Origin of the sequence: Flammeovirga sp. MY04 (genome assembly GCF_001682195.2) — a bacterium.
In the GTDB taxonomy this organism is placed as follows: domain Bacteria; phylum Bacteroidota; class Bacteroidia; order Cytophagales; family Flammeovirgaceae; genus Flammeovirga; species Flammeovirga yaeyamensis.
In genome coordinates, this window is record NZ_CP003561.2 from 133700 (window position 1) to 150459 (window position 16760).

The 16760-nt window shown below is 32.8% G+C and carries 19 protein-coding genes; 13 read left to right on the top strand and 6 right to left on the bottom strand.

Features of this window, described 5'->3' with window-relative positions:
* Positions 1-639: 639 nt before the first annotated feature.
* A complete protein-coding gene (locus tag MY04_RS20715) occupies positions 640-1548 on the top strand; it encodes an alpha/beta hydrolase (protein ID WP_158297813.1) in 909 nt (302 codons plus the stop codon).
* 30 nt (positions 1549-1578) lie between these two features.
* On the opposite strand, the gene MY04_RS20720 is transcribed toward MY04_RS20715, so the two are convergent.
* Positions 1579-2256, bottom strand: coding sequence for a LytR/AlgR family response regulator transcription factor (locus MY04_RS20720; RefSeq protein WP_205960545.1), 678 nt, complete (start codon positions 2254-2256; stop codon positions 1579-1581).
* Complete coding sequence (locus tag MY04_RS20725; RefSeq protein ID WP_066216664.1) at positions 2253-3359, bottom strand: sensor histidine kinase; 1107 nt, start codon at positions 3357-3359, stop codon at positions 2253-2255. The genes MY04_RS20720 and MY04_RS20725 overlap by 4 nt, the downstream gene beginning before the upstream one ends.
* Positions 3360-3561: 202 nt before the next feature.
* Between MY04_RS20725 and MY04_RS20730 the strand changes: the two genes are divergently transcribed.
* The 4 genes from MY04_RS20730 to MY04_RS20745 all read left to right on the top strand — a co-directional run bounded on the left by MY04_RS20730 (position 3562) and on the right by MY04_RS20745 (position 6909).
* Positions 3562-4530, top strand: a complete 969-nt coding sequence (locus MY04_RS20730; RefSeq protein WP_084006036.1) for an SDR family NAD(P)-dependent oxidoreductase — start codon at positions 3562-3564, stop codon at positions 4528-4530.
* An 8-nt stretch (positions 4531-4538) separates the two neighbouring features.
* Positions 4539-5456, top strand: a complete 918-nt coding sequence (locus tag MY04_RS20735; RefSeq protein WP_066213732.1) for a helix-turn-helix domain-containing protein — start codon at positions 4539-4541, stop codon at positions 5454-5456.
* 413 nt (positions 5457-5869) lie between these two features.
* Positions 5870-6142, top strand: a complete 273-nt coding sequence (locus MY04_RS20740) for a mechanosensitive ion channel domain-containing protein (protein ID WP_066213734.1) — start codon at positions 5870-5872, stop codon at positions 6140-6142.
* A gap of 362 nt (positions 6143-6504) precedes the next feature.
* Positions 6505-6909: a hypothetical protein gene (locus tag MY04_RS20745; protein ID WP_158297814.1), complete on the top strand. Its 405-nt coding sequence runs from the start codon at positions 6505-6507 to the stop codon at positions 6907-6909.
* A 227-nt stretch (positions 6910-7136) separates the two neighbouring features.
* Here the strand turns inward: MY04_RS20745 and MY04_RS20750 are convergent, their stop codons facing one another.
* On the bottom strand, positions 7137-7448 hold the full coding sequence (locus MY04_RS20750; RefSeq protein WP_066213741.1) for a hypothetical protein: 312 nt from the start codon (positions 7446-7448) through the stop codon (positions 7137-7139).
* 536 nt (positions 7449-7984) lie between these two features.
* On the opposite strand from MY04_RS20750, the gene MY04_RS20755 reads away from it, so the two are divergent.
* Both MY04_RS20755 and MY04_RS20760 read left to right on the top strand, forming a co-directional pair.
* Positions 7985-8536 (top strand): ClbS/DfsB family four-helix bundle protein, encoded by a 552-nt coding sequence (locus MY04_RS20755; RefSeq protein ID WP_066213744.1) that lies wholly within the window; start codon positions 7985-7987, stop codon positions 8534-8536.
* A gap of 8 nt (positions 8537-8544) precedes the next feature.
* A complete protein-coding gene (locus MY04_RS20760) occupies positions 8545-9117 on the top strand; it encodes a uracil-DNA glycosylase family protein (RefSeq protein WP_066213745.1) in 573 nt (190 codons plus the stop codon).
* Between the two features lie 79 nt (positions 9118-9196).
* Here MY04_RS20760 and MY04_RS20765 read toward each other — a convergent pair whose 3' ends face one another.
* Positions 9197-9931: an SDR family oxidoreductase gene (locus MY04_RS20765; protein ID WP_066213746.1), complete on the bottom strand. Its 735-nt coding sequence runs from the start codon at positions 9929-9931 to the stop codon at positions 9197-9199.
* A 107-nt stretch (positions 9932-10038) separates the two neighbouring features.
* Between MY04_RS20765 and MY04_RS20770 the strand changes: the two genes are divergently transcribed.
* Positions 10039-10929: a LysR family transcriptional regulator gene (locus MY04_RS20770; RefSeq protein ID WP_066213748.1), complete on the top strand. Its 891-nt coding sequence runs from the start codon at positions 10039-10041 to the stop codon at positions 10927-10929.
* Here the strand turns inward: MY04_RS20770 and MY04_RS20775 are convergent, their stop codons facing one another.
* Entirely contained in the window at positions 10930-11844 is a 915-nt protein-coding gene (locus MY04_RS20775; protein ID WP_066213751.1) for an alpha/beta hydrolase, read from the bottom strand.
* Between the two features lie 229 nt (positions 11845-12073).
* Here MY04_RS20775 and MY04_RS20780 point away from each other — a divergent pair, with 229 nt between their 5' ends.
* The 3 genes from MY04_RS20780 (at position 12074) to MY04_RS20790 (ending at position 13796) form a co-directional block, all read left to right on the top strand.
* Complete coding sequence (locus MY04_RS20780; protein WP_066213753.1) at positions 12074-12649, top strand: hypothetical protein; 576 nt, start codon at positions 12074-12076, stop codon at positions 12647-12649.
* A gap of 43 nt (positions 12650-12692) precedes the next feature.
* Positions 12693-13142 (top strand): hypothetical protein, encoded by a 450-nt coding sequence (locus MY04_RS20785; RefSeq protein ID WP_066213756.1) that lies wholly within the window; start codon positions 12693-12695, stop codon positions 13140-13142.
* Between the two features lie 111 nt (positions 13143-13253).
* Complete coding sequence (locus tag MY04_RS20790; RefSeq protein ID WP_066213758.1) at positions 13254-13796, top strand: hypothetical protein; 543 nt, start codon at positions 13254-13256, stop codon at positions 13794-13796.
* A 403-nt stretch (positions 13797-14199) separates the two neighbouring features.
* Here MY04_RS20790 and MY04_RS20795 read toward each other — a convergent pair whose 3' ends face one another.
* On the bottom strand, positions 14200-14454 hold the full coding sequence (locus MY04_RS20795; protein WP_066213760.1) for a DUF2492 family protein: 255 nt from the start codon (positions 14452-14454) through the stop codon (positions 14200-14202).
* A 537-nt stretch (positions 14455-14991) separates the two neighbouring features.
* Between MY04_RS20795 and MY04_RS20800 the strand changes: the two genes are divergently transcribed.
* Together MY04_RS20800 and MY04_RS20805 are read left to right on the top strand one after the other, a co-directional pair.
* Complete coding sequence (locus MY04_RS20800; RefSeq protein WP_066213763.1) at positions 14992-15648, top strand: ankyrin repeat domain-containing protein; 657 nt, start codon at positions 14992-14994, stop codon at positions 15646-15648.
* A 16-nt stretch (positions 15649-15664) separates the two neighbouring features.
* Positions 15665-16756, top strand: coding sequence for a hypothetical protein (locus MY04_RS20805; protein ID WP_066213766.1), 1092 nt, complete (start codon positions 15665-15667; stop codon positions 16754-16756).
* Positions 16757-16760 lie beyond the last annotated feature (4 nt).

Consider the following 16760-nt stretch of genomic DNA (forward strand, 5'->3'; position numbering starts at 1 on the left):
TTTATTTTCCATCACCTTCTTTATAAAATAAAAAAGCCTCTAGTGAGAGACTTTTTTAAAGGATAAAGTTATTGTATGATATAAGTAGTACTCAATGTTTTACGATTCTAACTGATTAATATTTAGTAATCTCTGTTCATTTGATAAACAAACATACCTTCTTTATACATTATTCTTGAACAGATTTTGATCTAAAAAGAACATAGATTAATGATTTTGATATTAGTGTCATTTTTTTGAGAAAAATAAAAAGACATCCTTTGAAGATGCCTTTTTACGAATTCAGAATTAATTTTTTCTTTATTCTTACGTATGCGATGTTTTGAAAAAAGTTGATAATGAATCAACCTAAGGTTTCCAATAGAATGCTTTAATTTTGAAAAATATTTACTGTCTTTTTTAATCTAGTACAAACCTACTCATAAGAAGTGTTTTTAAAGGGCATATTATCGTCAGTTTAGGGCACTTTTTCTTTATTTTAGAATAGTTAGTTTAAAAAATATTAAATGCAGATTTGCTATCATAAACATTATCAATAATTGATTAAGTTGACTCTTGCTATTTAATAATTGTTTCAAATTCGTAATTCAATTGATTTTGATTAAATAGTGATGTGTGAAAATCTTAATTAAATTAGAAATGAAATATCTTTATACCGTTCTATTTATCATTGGCTTTACTGTAATAGGTAACTGTCAAAATAAACCAACTCCAGATAAAGCAAATCTATCCTATGGCAATGACACTCGAAATGTGATGGATATTTGGTTGGCAAAAAGCAATAAACCAACTCCCTTAGCCATCTATATTCATGGTGGTGGATTTAAAGGAGGAAGTAAAGAAAAGTTGAGTACTGTAGAGTTAAATCAACTCTTGAAATCTGGAATCTCTGTAGCATCTATCAACTATAGATTAATTGATAAAGCACCGTTACCTGCAGCATTTTTTGATGCGAAAGAAGCTTTACAATTTATTCGATTCCATGCTGATGAGCTAAATATTGAAAAAGAAAAAATAGCCGTATGGGGAGGTTCAGCAGGGGCTGTGATAAGTATGTGGTTAGCCTTCTCCGATGAAATGTCAGAACCCAATAGCGAAAATCATATACACAAAGAATCTACTAGAGTGTTATGCGTAGGTACAAAAGGAGGACAAACGGATATGACATCCGATTTTTGGATTCCGCTTTTAAAGAAATATTCACCAGAATCAGTAAAAGAATTTAGTGGAAAAAAACAACAAAAAATGTATGGAGTTAAAACCAAAGAAGGAATTGATGAGATAGCAACATCAATTTCTGCTGTTAAGCTGATTTCTTCAGATGATCCTCCAATTCATATGAAATATGCTATGTTTCCTGGTAAGAAAGCACCTAAAGATCCTAAAAAATTAAGAGGTTGGGTAATTCATCACGTAGATTTTGGCTTGGCTTTAAAAGAGAAAATGGATAAACTAAATGTAGAAAACCATTTAATCTATCCTGGATCAAAAGATAAAATGACACTAGTAGAATTCCTTGTAGAAAAGCTGTCGGTTCAGCTAAACTAATATTATATGATTTGATAAGCTTTGCCATGGTTACATGCAAAGCTTATCAAGTAATTGTTTCTTATATTTTTGCCCAATAGGCACCTGATGTTCCAAAAGTTGAACAGTATTCCCTTCAATAGTAGAAATACAATTTTCGTTGATAATAAACGATTTATGAATCCTCATAAAACTCCCTTTATCCTTTAAAAAGTCTTCATAATAAGAGAGTTTTTGATAACTCACGATGGTTTGATCTTTCAAAACCAATTTGACATAATTTCCTAAAGCTTCTACAATCAAAAGATCTTTAGCTTCTATACCAATCAATTTTTTATCTGCTTTTACAAAAAACTGATTTTTACTTTCCTTTTTCTCTTCTGATTGGTCATTCAATTTATTTATAGCTGATAGAAAACGAGGGAATCCAAAAGGTTTTAATAAATAATCGACTACATTGAGTTCGAACCCTTCCACCGCAAATTCTTTATAAGCAGAAGTAACAATTACTTTCGGAGCTTTTGATAAAGACCGTAACAACTCAAATCCAGTTATCTTTGGCATATTGATATCCAAAAAGATCAATTCGATATCACTACCATGCAGTAATTCCATAGCTTCGAAAGCATCGTAAGCATTCCCACATTTTTCTAAGTAAGAGATCTTCTCACAGTACCCCTCAATAATTCTATGAGCAATAGGTTCGTCGTCTATAATGATGAATTTCATGATAAGTCGATAGTCAAAAGAGTTTTATACGTATTTACGCTTTTAATTTCGTCAAAAGTATATTTATTCGGGTAGATCAATTCCAATCGTTTTTTCAGATTATCCAATCCAATTCCCACACGGTTATCTTGCATGGCTCTATCAAAATTATTTTCGATGGAGAAACTAACCGTGTTTCCAGTTTCTTCAATTTCTATAAAAATATACGCATTTTCAATAAGGGTTTCTACTCCATGCTTAAAAGCATTTTCCACCAAAATGATGTACAAAAGAGGAGCAATTTGAAAATCAGAAATAACCGAATTGATAAAATGTACCTGCACATTCTTCTGATACCTTATTTTATGTAATTCTATATAATTTTCTAAATATTGGATTTCATCTTGAATTGGTACTCTTTCTTCTTTCCCTTCGTAGATGGTGTAGCGCATCATATCGCCTAACTTTAACACGACTTCAGGTGCTTTGTCCGACTTTTCCACAGTCAATCCGTAAAGGTTATTTAAAGTATTGAAAAAGAAATGTGGGTTAATCTGACTTTTCAGCAATTGCAATTCAGCTTTTGCTTTTTCGTTTTTAAGTGATTTGATCCACCTCCATTGTTCATAGATCCAAAGTGTAAAAAGAATAGGGATAGAAATACCAATTAAGTTCTGAATATGCTCAAATTTTTCTTCACCCTCATAAAATATATTGGCATACAAAACTACGCCCAATAATGCTCCGAAATATCCTTTGGAATACTTCATGAAAAAGTTAGGCATGATGAAATAGATCAGAATGCTAAACCAAGACACGGCAAAGAATAAAGTCAGGTAATTCTGAGGCTTGTCGGTACCTTCATCATAGATATTGATAAAAATGAGGAAAAGGAATAATCCGACAATCTTTAATAATACGGGTACTTTTGTTTTCAAATAATTAAAGTGATGTGTCACCAAAGAGGCTACTGCCGCCCATAATAGATAGACCGAAACCACCTCACTCATTCTTTCATAAGGAATGATTATCATGTCTAAAAAAGCCATGAGCATCATAATGAGGAAGATTGATGAAGAACCAATAACAATTGATCTTCCGTAGAGTTGTATTTTATTTTTCATAGTTCTAATCTCGGTCATACCTGTAATGTACCCAATTTTTTTATTTGAACGCGTTGATTTGCATGATGAACACTTGTGTCAAGGACAATATAATAAAGCTTAAAAGTAGGTTTCTGTAAAAATGTTACAAGAATCAGTAATCGGGTTAAATAGACCATAAGTTTTTGTAAGACCTTTGAAATGAACAAAAACCCTAATTGAAATGGCTAATAAAAACGTTATCTTTTGCGACCCTAAACTTTTAGAAAAAGACTTAAGTGGAAAGACTTATGTCGTTACCGGAGCGAATTCTGGAGTAGGATTCGAAACCACTCAACAATTGGTAAAACAAGGTGCACATGTTGTGATGGCATGTCGTAGAGTAGATGCTGGTAAAGAAGTAGCTCAAGGTTTTTCTATTTATAAAGGAAGTTACGAGATCATGAGATGCGATTTAGCCGATCTACAATCTGTACGAGATTTTGTAGAAGAATTTCTATCTAAACATAAAAAGTTAGATGGATTGGCTTGTAATGCTGGAATGGTAAACATGGAAAACACTCCCAAGTATACCAAAGATGGTTTCGAAATAACCATGGCAGCAAGCTTTTACGGACATTTCCTGTTAACCGAATTACTATTAGAAACCCTAAAAAACACAGCAAACTCTCGAATGCTTATTTTGTCATCTGTAGCACACGCCGGTAGTAATAAGAAAAGGTACCAACTACATTTCGATGATTTAGAATGGAAGACAAGAAAGTACAACAATTTTGATGCTTATAGTGAGGCTAAGGTGGCTTCCATACTATATGCAAAAGAATTGGCTGAACGATTAATAGACACAAGTGTGACTACTTACTCCGTTCACCCAGGTTGGGCAAGATCGAACTTTGGAGGAGGTGGCAACCCCTTTGTAAAAGTGATGATGACCCTTGCAAAACCTATTTTTACTATGCTAAACTTTAGTGATAGTAGTTGGGAATCAGCACAAACCTCATTACATTGTCTATTATCCGAAGATGCCCCAAAACACTCTGGTAAATATTTTAGTCAGCATAGCGTTTTGTACAACGACAAAGAATGTAAAAAAGGAGGGTGGCCAATGCAGACACCAAACCCTCATGCAGATGATATGAATGATGCCCACAAGATTGTAAATGTGACCAGAGGATTAGTAGGTTTAAATTAATTACTACCATGTCTGATATTCTAAGAATTAAAAGTATTACTCAGTTCCATGAAATATTGGGTTTACCCTCTCCAAATCACCCTTTAATATCTCTAATTCAAGACTCCGATGTCAAGAATCTCGAATTTGATGATGACTTATTTGAGATAAGGTTTTCCTCATCTATGTATACCATCATGTTTAAAGACAAGATAAGTGGTTCGCTAGGGTATGGTCGAAATTCTTACGATTATCAAGAGGGCACTTTAATTTTTGCTAATCCCAATCAGGTATTTACTACTCCGAAAAAAGAAGATCTAAAAGGAAAGGAAGGGTGGACTTTATTATTTCACCCTGACTTACTGCTTAAATCCAATCTATATAATCAGATGGAGAGCTATACTTTTTTCGACTATGAAGTAAATGAGGCTTTACATTTATCAAAAAAAGAAGAGCAATATATTACGAATATCATCGATCAGATTAAAACAGAATATTCACAGAATATTGACAAGCATAGTCAGAATCTAATACTCTCCAATTTAGAGCTGTTTCTAAATTATTGCATGCGTTATTATGATCGTCAGTTTTATACCCGTACTAATTTAAATACAGATTTAGTAGGTGATTTTCGCTCGAAATTGAAGGCTTATTTTAAGTCGGAACAGATCGTAAAAAAGGGCTTGCCTTCTTCCAACTATTTTGGAAAAATGCTGAACATGTCGCCCAACTATCTAAGTGATTTATTGAAGAAGGAAACAGGTATTGGTATAAAAGAACATATTGATGCTTATGTAGTGAAAAAGGCAAAAAACATACTTCTAAGTTCTAATCAAACAGTAGGGGAAATTGCTTTTACTTTAGGGTTCGAATACCCTCAGAGTTTTACCCGTATGTTTAAGAAAAAAACAGGGTATAGCCCAAATGAGTATCGAGCTATGAATTGATTTAAATTGTTGGTTTATTCTAAACTTTTTTATAAAACCGGCCATTTCCAACCCTTCTAATAAATGCTTTGCAAGTGATTCTTCTTTTATAAATCGTCGTATGAACAGATTACTATTTTGAACAAAATCAGGTCTCATTTTTAAGAGTTCTTGAAGATGTTTTTTTGCTTCTTCTATCTGACCAAGCTGAGCGAAACAAGCAGTTCTTAAAAGAGGTCCCCAAATAACTAAAGGAACATGATAACTATTTGCCTCAACTAAAGCGTTCTCATAATCAAGTTTTCTATAATGAGATAAACGTTTCACACCGCTAAGCCATACTGGGAAATCAATATTGTTTTGGTAAAACCTATCGAACAATTCTATTCCATTTAGGAGTTTGGGAAGTTAATTCGGAAGATTTAGGTATCTATTTGACCTCTATCTTTACAATTATAGGCGTTGCATTCTTTGCTCAATGGTCACATCAATCCAACATTACAGCAGGAGTAATTATATTCTTAACAAGCCCATTAAAAATTGGTGATCAAATTCGAATCTATGAAGGTGAAGGTATCCACGGAGCAATCACAGGTATAGGGTTATTCTTTACCACCATCATTACAGAAGAGAATCAAAGACTGATGTTGACCAATACAGCTTTTATGCAAAAGTTATGGTCAGTAAAAATTTCAACATTAAAATAATTACTATGTGGTAATTACTAAAACTGGCCAAGATATTATTATCAAAATAAACTGATGATGCTTATCTTACTAATTATTACTAACCTCAGACTTCGGTTTGGGGTTATTTTTGTTTATAGATTTAAAATCAATAACTAAACTTTCATACAATCTATGATAAAATATTCTATCACTCTTGCACTTTCTCTTTCATGTCTATTTTCTTCATGTGATCACGAGAAAAATCTACTGATGAAATTGATGCTAAAGATAGATGGCTAAACTTTCATCATATTTCACCAAAAGTATTTGATGTAGAGGGAGAAAAAATTAATTACCCAATATCAAAAGTTAGATACGGTTTATTCGAAGATCAAAAAGAGATGTTTGCTTCATCGTTTATGTATTCTCCAGACTCAAATTACTATATTGATATGGATAGTTATGGTTTAGAAATAGCAGAAGGAGAAAATAATAAATTAGAATATTTCGGAAGAGAAGTAGATATCAAAGTCTATTTGGTAAAAGTATCAGAGGCTGATACATTTGCTTTTGAACTGATGATGTGTGGAACTTCATGTAATCCTCAAGAAGCAGTTTGGGAAAATGAATATACTATTGACATTTTAGGTGTTTCCGAAAATCAGGTTGATGAAGAAACTTATCCTACCATATGGAAATTCAATTTGAAAACACATTCATTTACCAAATATGTCTCTAATCAGAAAGTAATGGATAATATAGGGAGTTATTTTGAGGAGAAAAGGTTGGGGAGAATTTTGAACTAATTCGTGATAGCTTTATTCACTTTTAAAGATCTGCAATATGTTCACAGATCTCTAGAACTCAAGTCCTAGGCTCGTGATAATTAAACCTGTCAAGAATTAAATCTTGACAGGTTTGGACGAGTATTTTCCACGTCAAAATTTTTTAAAGACTTTAGTCTTAAAAATCTAATTATCACCAGCCCCAGACTTGAGTCTGGGACTCGGACTCCTGATGATTTTTTGTTAGCCTAAATGTATTTTTGAAAAAGAAAATAGATGGACAACACTGCAAATATTGGCCCCCAATACTGAATATTAATCCAAAAAAGAGTGTGATTGGGTTTAATGACAACTTCTTTTCCAGAAGTCTTATCAATAAAAGATTGAGCTTCTTGTTCATTCCATCTTTTACCCATGAACCAACAGAAAAGTGCGGTAATCATAAACGTAATACCAAAACCTAAATCTGCTTTTAAATCTGGTAAAACAAATGCACTAAAAATAAAAGAGGCTACTAATACTAGGATGGCTAAAATGCCTTTTCCTGACCATACGACCATAATAAAAAAATTGTACTTTAATAGAGTTAAAGAGTCAATTTAGCTAGTTTGACATAATACTTATCTCGAAGAGAAAGATTGCTTTAATAAATGTCTAATATACTGAGAAACTAATTTTTGTAAAAACTTTTTGTGTACAGTTTTTAGTGTTTATCATCACTATTTTCACAACTTTCATGTGTTTTCAATATCACATTCCATACATTTTACTTTTTGAAAAAGTATAAAGTTTGAGTAGAAGTACACATCAAAATTCCTAAAGACTTTAGGAATCTAATTATTCCAAGCCCTATGATTTATCCTGGGGTATAAATACCGGCATTATTTTGTACGGATTTTTTGTTTCTATTTTGATACCCCTCTAAACCAACAACACCATTTTTTGAGAATGATCGTCATTTTTTTACCCTGCATTATTCCCCTACTTGGGATTGTAATATTATGACCTGATTTGTTTATGACCTAAATATGAATTGAAAATAGATACTTACTATAAATAATCAGGTGACCTACTCCAGAAAAATGATCTAAATGTCATGGCACGACCAACAACAAAAATTGAATTAATAGAAACAGCAGCAGTAAAATTCGATAAACTTTGGGAAGTAATTGATTCGATTCCTCAAGAGATTATGGAAATTCCATTTGATTTTTCTAATGACCCTAAGAAAAAAGAAGCCCATTGGACACGCGATAAAAACCTTAGAGATGTATTGGTGCACTTGTTCGAGTGGCATGAATTACTATTAAATTGGATCAATTCGAATTCCGAAGGGGAGGAAATGCCTTTCTTGCCGCACCCTTATAATTGGAAAACTTACGGAGAGTTAAATCAGGAATTTTGGTGTAGACATCAAGAGACTAAATTAGAAAGTGCCAAAGAAATGCTTAAATTGAGTCATAATGCTGTAATGGAATTGATAGAGGAATTTACAGATAAACAGTTGTTTACCAAAAAATATTTCGATTGGACAGGCACTACGACTCTTGGAAGCTATTGTGTATCGGCTACTTCAAGTCATTACGATTGGGCGATTAAAAAACTGAGAGCACATAAAAAGAATGTGATGATCGAAATGCATGCTTAAATATCACTTTGAAAAAACTCTTAGAAGACATCTCTAAATGTACATTGTGTGCCCCTCATTTGGATCTTGGGGCTCGTCCCGTAGTGGAAGCAAGTGCAACAAGTAAAATAGTAATTATTGGTCAGGCACCAGGGACAAAAGTGCACAAAAGTGGTGTGCCTTGGGACGATCAAAGTGGAGAGAACCTGAGAAATTGGATGGGCATTGATGCCGACACATTTTATGATGTCAGTAAAATTGCCATTATTCCCATGGGATTTTGTTATCCGGGCAAAGCCAAAACAGGAGATAAGCCTCCCAGAAAAGAGTGTGCTCCAAAATGGCATCAATTACTCTTAGATAACATGAAGGAAGTCGAGTTAACTTTACTTATTGGCAAGTATGCTCAAGATTATTATCTTCAGAATCAAACAAAGAAAACTCTCACCGAAACGGTAAAACAGTTTCATGAATATTTACCTCATCACTTTGTTTTACCTCATCCATCGCCAAGAAATAATATTTGGCAAGCGAAGAATCCGTGGTTTAAAAGTGATGTTCTGCCTGCTTTGAAAGAGGTGGTTCATAGAATATTACTATAATTGATGATCATATAAAAAGAGTGTCAAATTCAACATCAGCTAAAATTTGACACTCTTCATTTTTAGAAAATGCTATTTATTACCAAGCCACTTCCTCTCCCAAATGCATAAACTTGCCATTAAAATCAGTTTCTTCTTCTAAAGAAAGACTCACTGAAGTCTTGGCTCCATCTACAATTTCCATTGGGGCATTTTCCGTTCCCAAATCAGTTTTAACCCAACCCGGATGTGCTGAATTTACCTTTACATTTGTTCCTTCTAAAGAAGCCGCAAGGTGTACTGTAAAGGCATTTAAAGCTGCTTTTGAGGCATCATATGCAAATGGTTTTACCGTATAATAAGGAGATTCCACATCGCTTTGTACCGTATTTGAACCCAAAATACTTGATAGGTTTACAATCCTACCGGCATCACTCTTTTTCAAAAGCGAAAGTAATTCTTGAGTTAGTTTTACGATACTGAAAAAGTTGACATCAAAAGTTTCAACTAGAGTAGTAGGTGAGATGCTTTCAGATGTATTGGTACCGAGAGGTTCATCAGGGTGAATAATCCCAGCATTATTCACTAGAATATCAAGCTTTCCATATTCTGTTGCAATGAAATCTTTGACACCTAAAATATGATCCTCGTTGGTTGCTTCCAACTGAAGTAATTCGACATCCAATCCTTCACTTTTCAGTTGATCAACGGCTTCTTGTCCTTTGACTTTATCTCTTGAAGCCATTAATACTTTGATTCCTTTTGCTCCAAGTTGACGCGCTGTTTCGAATCCTAAACCTTTGTTTGCGCCTGTGATTAATGCTATTCTTTTCATAGTGTTTTTGATTTATGTTTGAATGATGATGATACAAATGTATTGGGCTTGTGATATAAAATGAAATAGTTTAATTTTGGTTATGATATAAAAATATTAATATCAGTATGATTAATCTAGAGTGGTACAGAACTTTTAAAGCGGTATATAAGCTTCATAGTTATTCGAAAGCAGCAGAAGAATTATTCCTTACACAGCCTGCGGTGAGTAATCAAATGAATATGTTGGAGGCAGCAGTTGGGCACAAATTGTTTACTCGAAAATCAAAAGGGGTAGAACCGACTGATCATGCAAAGTTTCTAAATAACCTCATCATAGAGTCCTTAGATACACTCGAAAAAGTGGAATCTAGTTATAGTAAATCAGTAAAAAAGGAAGAAAGGGATTATACTTTTGGAATTAGTGAGGATCTTTATAAGTCATTTGTTTCTGATAAAATTCTCACTTCATTTAAATACCTAACTGTCCATTTTGAAAACGACAATAAGAAGCTTTTTGATTTAGTCAACCAACAACAAGTAGATGCCGGAATAATTAGGGGAGATAATCCTACTTTTGATGTCCTTACACACAAAATTGCAAGTTCTAAATTGGTAATTGTTGGTCATCCTAATTTGGATCGTACTGAATTAGATTTGTTCATTAAGAACAATGATGAATTGGGTATTCAAAATTGGTTAGAGCATCAGGTTTGGTTTTCTCATATGGCGGCCAACCCTTTTATCAAAAAGTTTTGGTTGCATTGTTTTCATAAACGTCGGCCAAAAATATTTACCAACTACATCATTCCAAACGAGTATTTTATGCTAGAGGAATTAACGAAAATTGAAGGAGTTGCAGTGGTATTAAAAGAAAATGCAAAATCGTATATCAAAGATCAATCACTTCAATTAATTTGGGAATCAGATAAATACCCTACAAGAGATTATTATCTGATTGCCCATAAGAAACAAGAGGAATTGTTTGAGATGTTGAAACAATTATTCGGTAATGAATAATTACTTTAATTCACTCAACCATAACTCTGCTAATCCCTTCCATTTTGGAGCATTTTTATTAGCAATACCCATACCGTAGCCATGACCACCTTCGGGGTACAAATGCATGTCTGCCATTACTTTATGTTTAACCAATGCCTGATAAAAACGAATGGAATTCTCAACAGGTACCGCTCCGTCATCTCCAGAATGAACAATAAAAGTAGTCGGTGTTTTATCACTTACTTGAAGTTCATTAGAGAACTGATCGACTAACTTTTTATCTGGTGATTTTCCCAGTAATTTATTTTTTGACCCTTGATGAGTTACCCCTTTTTGCATACTGATTACAGGATAAAGCAACATCAAAAAATTAGGTTGGAACGCTTCCTCATCCACCTTATCATTTGATGTATAATAAGCTTCTTGATGTGTAGCTAGAGTAGAGGCTAAATGTCCGCCAGCAGAAAAGCCCATCACCCCAATTTTATCTTTATCGATATTAAATTCCTCAGCATGAGCACGGATGTAACGCATGGCTCTTTGTGCATCTTGGATAGGCGCTTTATAAGAAGTTTTCACCGAAGCAGCCTGAGGCATTCTGTACTTTAAAACAAAAGCAGCAATCCCGTTACTGTTCAGCCATTGACCAACCTCTGTTCCTTCCCAATCATAGGAAACACCTGCATATCCACCACCTGGCAAAATGAGCACAGCTTTTCCATTACTGCTTCTTTTGGATGGCAACATAATTTCCATTTCAGGTTTTTGAATGTTCATTGTAAAGTTGAAGTCCCTATTTGGAGCAATGTACTCTTTGTCATCTGTAGCCGTATAATTTGGTATTTTGTCCTCTTCCCAAAGTGGAACGAGATGTTGTGCACACAATTGACTTACTATTAAAAAATAGAAGGATAAGAAGGTAACTAATTTCATTTCTTTGTTGTTTGTTAACTAGGTGATAAAGATAGGTAAGTTTCTATTTTAAATTGAATTTAGTCAGGTAAATATCTTTTAAATCGTAATTGCAGAGTATTTTTTTAGCATCAGAAGTAATGGTCTAAAATCGTGTTTTTGAAACATAAAACAATTCCTTAATTTAGTTACATGTTTTAATAAACCTTTTATATTTAGATTTAAAATTAAACAGAGCAAACACCTCATCATGAAAAAAACTCTATTATACTTACTGGCAATAATTTCTATTTCATGCAAAACAAATAATAATGTAGATGTAAACGACTACCCAATTGTGACTACAATACAAACAGTTGCAGAATATTATGATTTAAAAGTAGATCTTTCAGGGAAATATGAAACAACAAGCACAACTAGATATTTTGATGGATCCACTGGCTTAGAGTATACTTATGAATTATTGGAAACAGAAGAATACGATCCTCTTTATTATTCAATCACCATAGAAAAAGAAGTATCAGAAAAAGATGCTAGGCAATTATTTTTAATGGGTAAAGGGGCTATTAATTTAATTGGGAAAGCCTACGAACAAGAATCAAAAGAAATTACAACTATTGAATTACCCGGAGATGAATCATTTTATGCTTACCGAACAGTTGAAGATGAAATCATTGGGATGTACTATATCATTCGTAAAGGTAAATGTGTTTATACCATGGCAATCAATGGAGTGTATACAGAAGACCATAGTTTGGTGACTGATTTATTGAACCCGAAGATTGAAAATTTGGAGGAGTTTGAGATTAAGAAGAGTGAGGGGTAAACGATTTAGATTATTAAAATACAGATAACTTAAAAATAATATAATGAAGAAGCTTTTAAAAACTACCCTACCTATACTAGTATTCTCCTTATCCACCCTATTATTCCCATTAAACTCAGTAGGCATTAAATACGAATGCACAGGAACAGAAATATTCCCAGACTTCTACGCTTCTCCGTTTATTTACAAGTCAACATCACTAGCTACTTCAATGGCTTATGATTATTACATTTTGGGACTTCTAGGGAATACACTTGTATGGAGTTTCTTTTTCTTTTCAATTCATCAAATCATTGTTTATTTCATCAGAAAAAGGAAAACATTGATTAAACTCTATAAAATAGTTTTGACCTCTTTATTTATATTTTTATTGATAGGAAATATTTCAGAAATACAAGTATCCATACAGCATATTGAGTGGTCAATTGATATCGAAGAAGAGGCAAAGTTATGGGGGAATATCTGTGAACCTCAATGGTTTTATGGAAATTAAATTTACCGCAATCTTATTTCTCAATTGATAAATCCAAGTAGTTTTATTAATTTTATATTACATTTTTTAATTCTGAAAACTAATATCAAATTTCAAACAAACAATAGAGCTATGCTTAAAAGAACAATTTTTTCTCTTCTCTTTTTATCTTCAATCTTGATTTTAAATTCTTGTAAAACCAATGATGAAAAAGAGCAGCAAATAATCCTCAATCAATTTGCCTATGATGGGAATACTTATTCATTAAGTAAGGGGTACTTATTTCCATTTGACATGATCTCAGAGAATCTTTTTGATTTAGAGGTTTTCCTAGTTTCTGAAAGTATCGTTTTCAATTCTGATACTTATGAATTTGATGGAAAAGGAGATGTAGTATTCTTTAATCTCGCAAGTTCAAAATTATTAGAACTTGAAGATGGTATCTACGAATTTTCAGAGGAAGATAAACCGTTTTCAATTTATGGGGCGGCAGCTGGCCTGAATGTCAATATTGAAGATATGGAAGAGAACGAAATTATTATTATCAAAAGTGGAACTTTAAAGGTATCACACCAATCTGAAAATACAGTTCTTGAATTTGAAGTTATGACTTCTTCGAATAAAGTAATTAAAGGTTCATTCAGTGGTTTTTTAGATACGAATATTTTGTTTTGATTTTATTGGGATCATTTTTATTGATTATCAAAGAGTTCGCGAGCGATGGGTTGAAACCCATCGTTAAGTAAATTATTTCAATTCAATTATTATGATGAATTCTACTCTTTTAAAAAAATGAGTTTATATCATATTCTAAAAAAGAGATTTAAATCTCTTTTTTTAACCATCGCAATTCTATAATCATGAAAGATTTCTTTAGCTATTAAGAAATAAGTACAATCACTTTCCTTAACGAGGGGTTTCAACCCCTCGAGGGATGAACAACTAGAAAAAAATCAAAATTTAATCAAACGAATCAAACGGTTCACGTGCGATGGATTTTTAACCCTCGAAGTACACATCAAAAAAAAGACCCAACAACTGTTGAGCCTCTTATTATATTTCATCTATACGTAAAATCTTATCTTAAATGAGAATCACACATTTTCATGCTTGGGTGAATCTCAATTTTTCCTTCGGTATTTACCACTACCTTATTACGGTCTAAAATAAACTGTAAAGCTTCTTCTTTTGGTGTGGGAACACCAGAACACGACATAAAACCAACATCATCACCCCATTTTTCTGCAATAGCTGTAACCAATGTTTCTGGTGTGAAAACTCCTTCGTTGTCCTGAACTAGGAAAATCACTTCGTGTATATGTGTAGTGTTCATATTCTATTTTATTAATTGATTGATACTTCAAATATAATAAAAGACTAATTTATCTTTTATGTAATTAACATTTATTAAAACCTTTTTTATTTCGTATAAACTCGTTATTAATATTAAAAAATAGTTCCTGGTATTTATTGAAGATATAACAATATTGTATTGAACTACAGAGAGTTGTGTTTTATTGGGAAGGGGTACACAATGTAATCTAGAATGTATTATGAAATTCTTTGTTTTTGTTGTATTTCAACCCGTTGCAAAAAAAATAGACGAGTTTAAATATCTGTGTTCAGAAAATTTGACAACCAATTATAAAAGTTATAAATTGAAGTGTAAAAGCAACATTTAATGTCAATTAAGAACTCTATAATAGAACACTTTTTTGATACTACTTTTTTTGGATGATAAACGAATTTACTACACTCTCTAAAATTGAAAATAATAGGAAAACTGTAATCAAGTAGGTTAACTACAAGCTCTTGTAGTACTCTATAAACCAGCATATTTTACCAATTTTCACTAACCATTTTTTATGTCATGAAAAGAATATTATTATTTATCTACACCATTTTATTATTCAGCTATAGTGCTTTCTGTATTCAACAAACATCTTTTGGTAACGAGCCAGTAGCACCTTGTAAAATTGCTATTCGATATCAAGAGTCAGCCATTTTAACGGAGAAACTCAATAAAGTAAAAAGCGAATACAAAGCTTCAAAGAAAATAAGTTTATGGGCCTATAAAGAAGCGGTGACCACAAACAATTATCCTTTAGTGAAATTTTATATAGAAGAAACTAATTTATTAAAAGAAAAAAGTCTAATTGATTTGGTATTTGTAGCTGTTCAAAATGGATATATCGATATAGTACAACTTTTCTTAGACAATGGAATAGATCCAAACGCGAGTACAAATAGTAATTTCTATCTAATTTACAGAGCTGTTCTCTTTCCAGAAATCATGCAATTATTGCATCAATCGGGAGCAGAACTAAATCCTAAAGGATATTCTGGTACCACAACCTTAATGCATGCAGCAAGAGAAGGCTGCCTTGAATCGGTAGAATATTTAGTAGAAAACGGAGCAAATGTAAAAGATAAGTCGGATGATGGAAAAACTGTCAATGATTTTGCTAAATTTAATAAAGCCAACGCAGAGGGTGTGTTGCAATTATTAAAAAATCAGTCAAAATAAGTTTTTAATTTCTGTAGTGCCTCAATTAAACAAATTCTTAAAACGAATCACCTATTACTTTTTAATTCCTTTTTTGGTTTACTGTTTTATTGAAGGAGTTCTACCTGCAACAACTTATACTTTTCGACACGCTGAAGGATTACAATTTAAAAGTCGTCTGAGAATTCCTCATTTGACCAGTAATTATCCTAATATAGATTCTAAGGGGACAGCAGAAGGCGATTTATGTCATCACACTTCAAATGCTATTGTTAAAAAAGAAGATTGGAAAACGGATAAATTAGGTTTTAGAAACAATCAATTCATAGAGCAGGCTGATATTATCTTGATTGGTGATTCTTATATTCAAGGTGTTGGGTTAAGTCAAGAAGAAACACTCGGGAATCAGATTATTACCAAGTCAGATAGTACGATTTCGGTGTATAGTATGGGACCAAGTTCAATTGTAGAGTTTATCCGTTTGATGAATTTAGGGTTGATAAAACCGCCTAAAGTGATGATTTATTCTCAGGTAGAAAGGCATCGTTTTTATCCTCTTTTGATGCCTACAGAAAACACCTTATTAAAAGACAAAATCAAATGGTGGTGTAGTCAGTACAGCCTAAACGTATTTCTTGATAAAGCCACTCGACTCTATTCTTTGGATTGGATGAGGGCAAGAATAAAGGAAGAAAAGGGGAGAGGAGTAAAAGGTATTGAAGGATCAAATATGTTTTTCTTAAATGGTAAAAATCAGCCTTATGATAAAAAAGTGCCTGATGTTGTCCAAAAGATCAAAACCTATAAAAAGTATTTTGAGTCGATAGGCGTACGATTTATTTTCTATCCCAACTGCAATAAAGAATCCGTTTATTATGATTATGTTCCCTTCGATCATCAGCCAGATTTTTTATTAAGATTGGATACTGCTTTACAAAAAGAGCAAGTGGAAACCATCAATACCTTACAGATTTTTAATAATTATAGGGCAACACATTCCGACCTTTTGTATCATTTAGACGATACACATTGGAACCCTACAGCCGTAGGTTTGATAGCTGATGAGATTATCAGAAAGTATAAAAAAACGCCACTCCCCGAAGGAAGTGACGTTACTCTATTCAGATAAGAAC

Bases quoted from the DNA above. Each gene is read 5' to 3' on its own strand.
- MY04_RS20715 (WP_158297813.1), top strand. From the start codon at position 640: ATGAAATATCTTTATACCGTTCTATTTATCATTGGCTTTACTGTAATA.
- MY04_RS20720 (WP_205960545.1), bottom strand. From the start codon at position 2,256: ATGAAATTCATCATTATAGACGACGAACCTATTGCTCATAGAATTATT.
- MY04_RS20725 (WP_066216664.1), bottom strand. From the start codon at position 3,359: ATGAAAAATAAAATACAACTCTACGGAAGATCAATTGTTATTGGTTCT.
- MY04_RS20730 (WP_084006036.1), top strand. From the start codon at position 3,562: ATGGCTAATAAAAACGTTATCTTTTGCGACCCTAAACTTTTAGAAAAA.
- MY04_RS20735 (WP_066213732.1), top strand. From the start codon at position 4,539: ATGTCTGATATTCTAAGAATTAAAAGTATTACTCAGTTCCATGAAATA.
- MY04_RS20745 (WP_158297814.1), top strand. From the start codon at position 6,505: ATGTTTGCTTCATCGTTTATGTATTCTCCAGACTCAAATTACTATATT.
- MY04_RS20750 (WP_066213741.1), bottom strand. From the start codon at position 7,448: ATGGTCGTATGGTCAGGAAAAGGCATTTTAGCCATCCTAGTATTAGTA.
- MY04_RS20755 (WP_066213744.1), top strand. From the start codon at position 7,985: ATGGCACGACCAACAACAAAAATTGAATTAATAGAAACAGCAGCAGTA.
- MY04_RS20765 (WP_066213746.1), bottom strand. From the start codon at position 9,931: ATGAAAAGAATAGCATTAATCACAGGCGCAAACAAAGGTTTAGGATTC.
- MY04_RS20770 (WP_066213748.1), top strand. From the start codon at position 10,039: ATGATTAATCTAGAGTGGTACAGAACTTTTAAAGCGGTATATAAGCTT.
- MY04_RS20775 (WP_066213751.1), bottom strand. From the start codon at position 11,844: ATGAAATTAGTTACCTTCTTATCCTTCTATTTTTTAATAGTAAGTCAA.
- MY04_RS20780 (WP_066213753.1), top strand. From the start codon at position 12,074: ATGAAAAAAACTCTATTATACTTACTGGCAATAATTTCTATTTCATGC.
- MY04_RS20785 (WP_066213756.1), top strand. From the start codon at position 12,693: ATGAAGAAGCTTTTAAAAACTACCCTACCTATACTAGTATTCTCCTTA.
- MY04_RS20790 (WP_066213758.1), top strand. From the start codon at position 13,254: ATGCTTAAAAGAACAATTTTTTCTCTTCTCTTTTTATCTTCAATCTTG.
- MY04_RS20795 (WP_066213760.1), bottom strand. From the start codon at position 14,454: ATGAACACTACACATATACACGAAGTGATTTTCCTAGTTCAGGACAAC.
- MY04_RS20800 (WP_066213763.1), top strand. From the start codon at position 14,992: ATGAAAAGAATATTATTATTTATCTACACCATTTTATTATTCAGCTAT.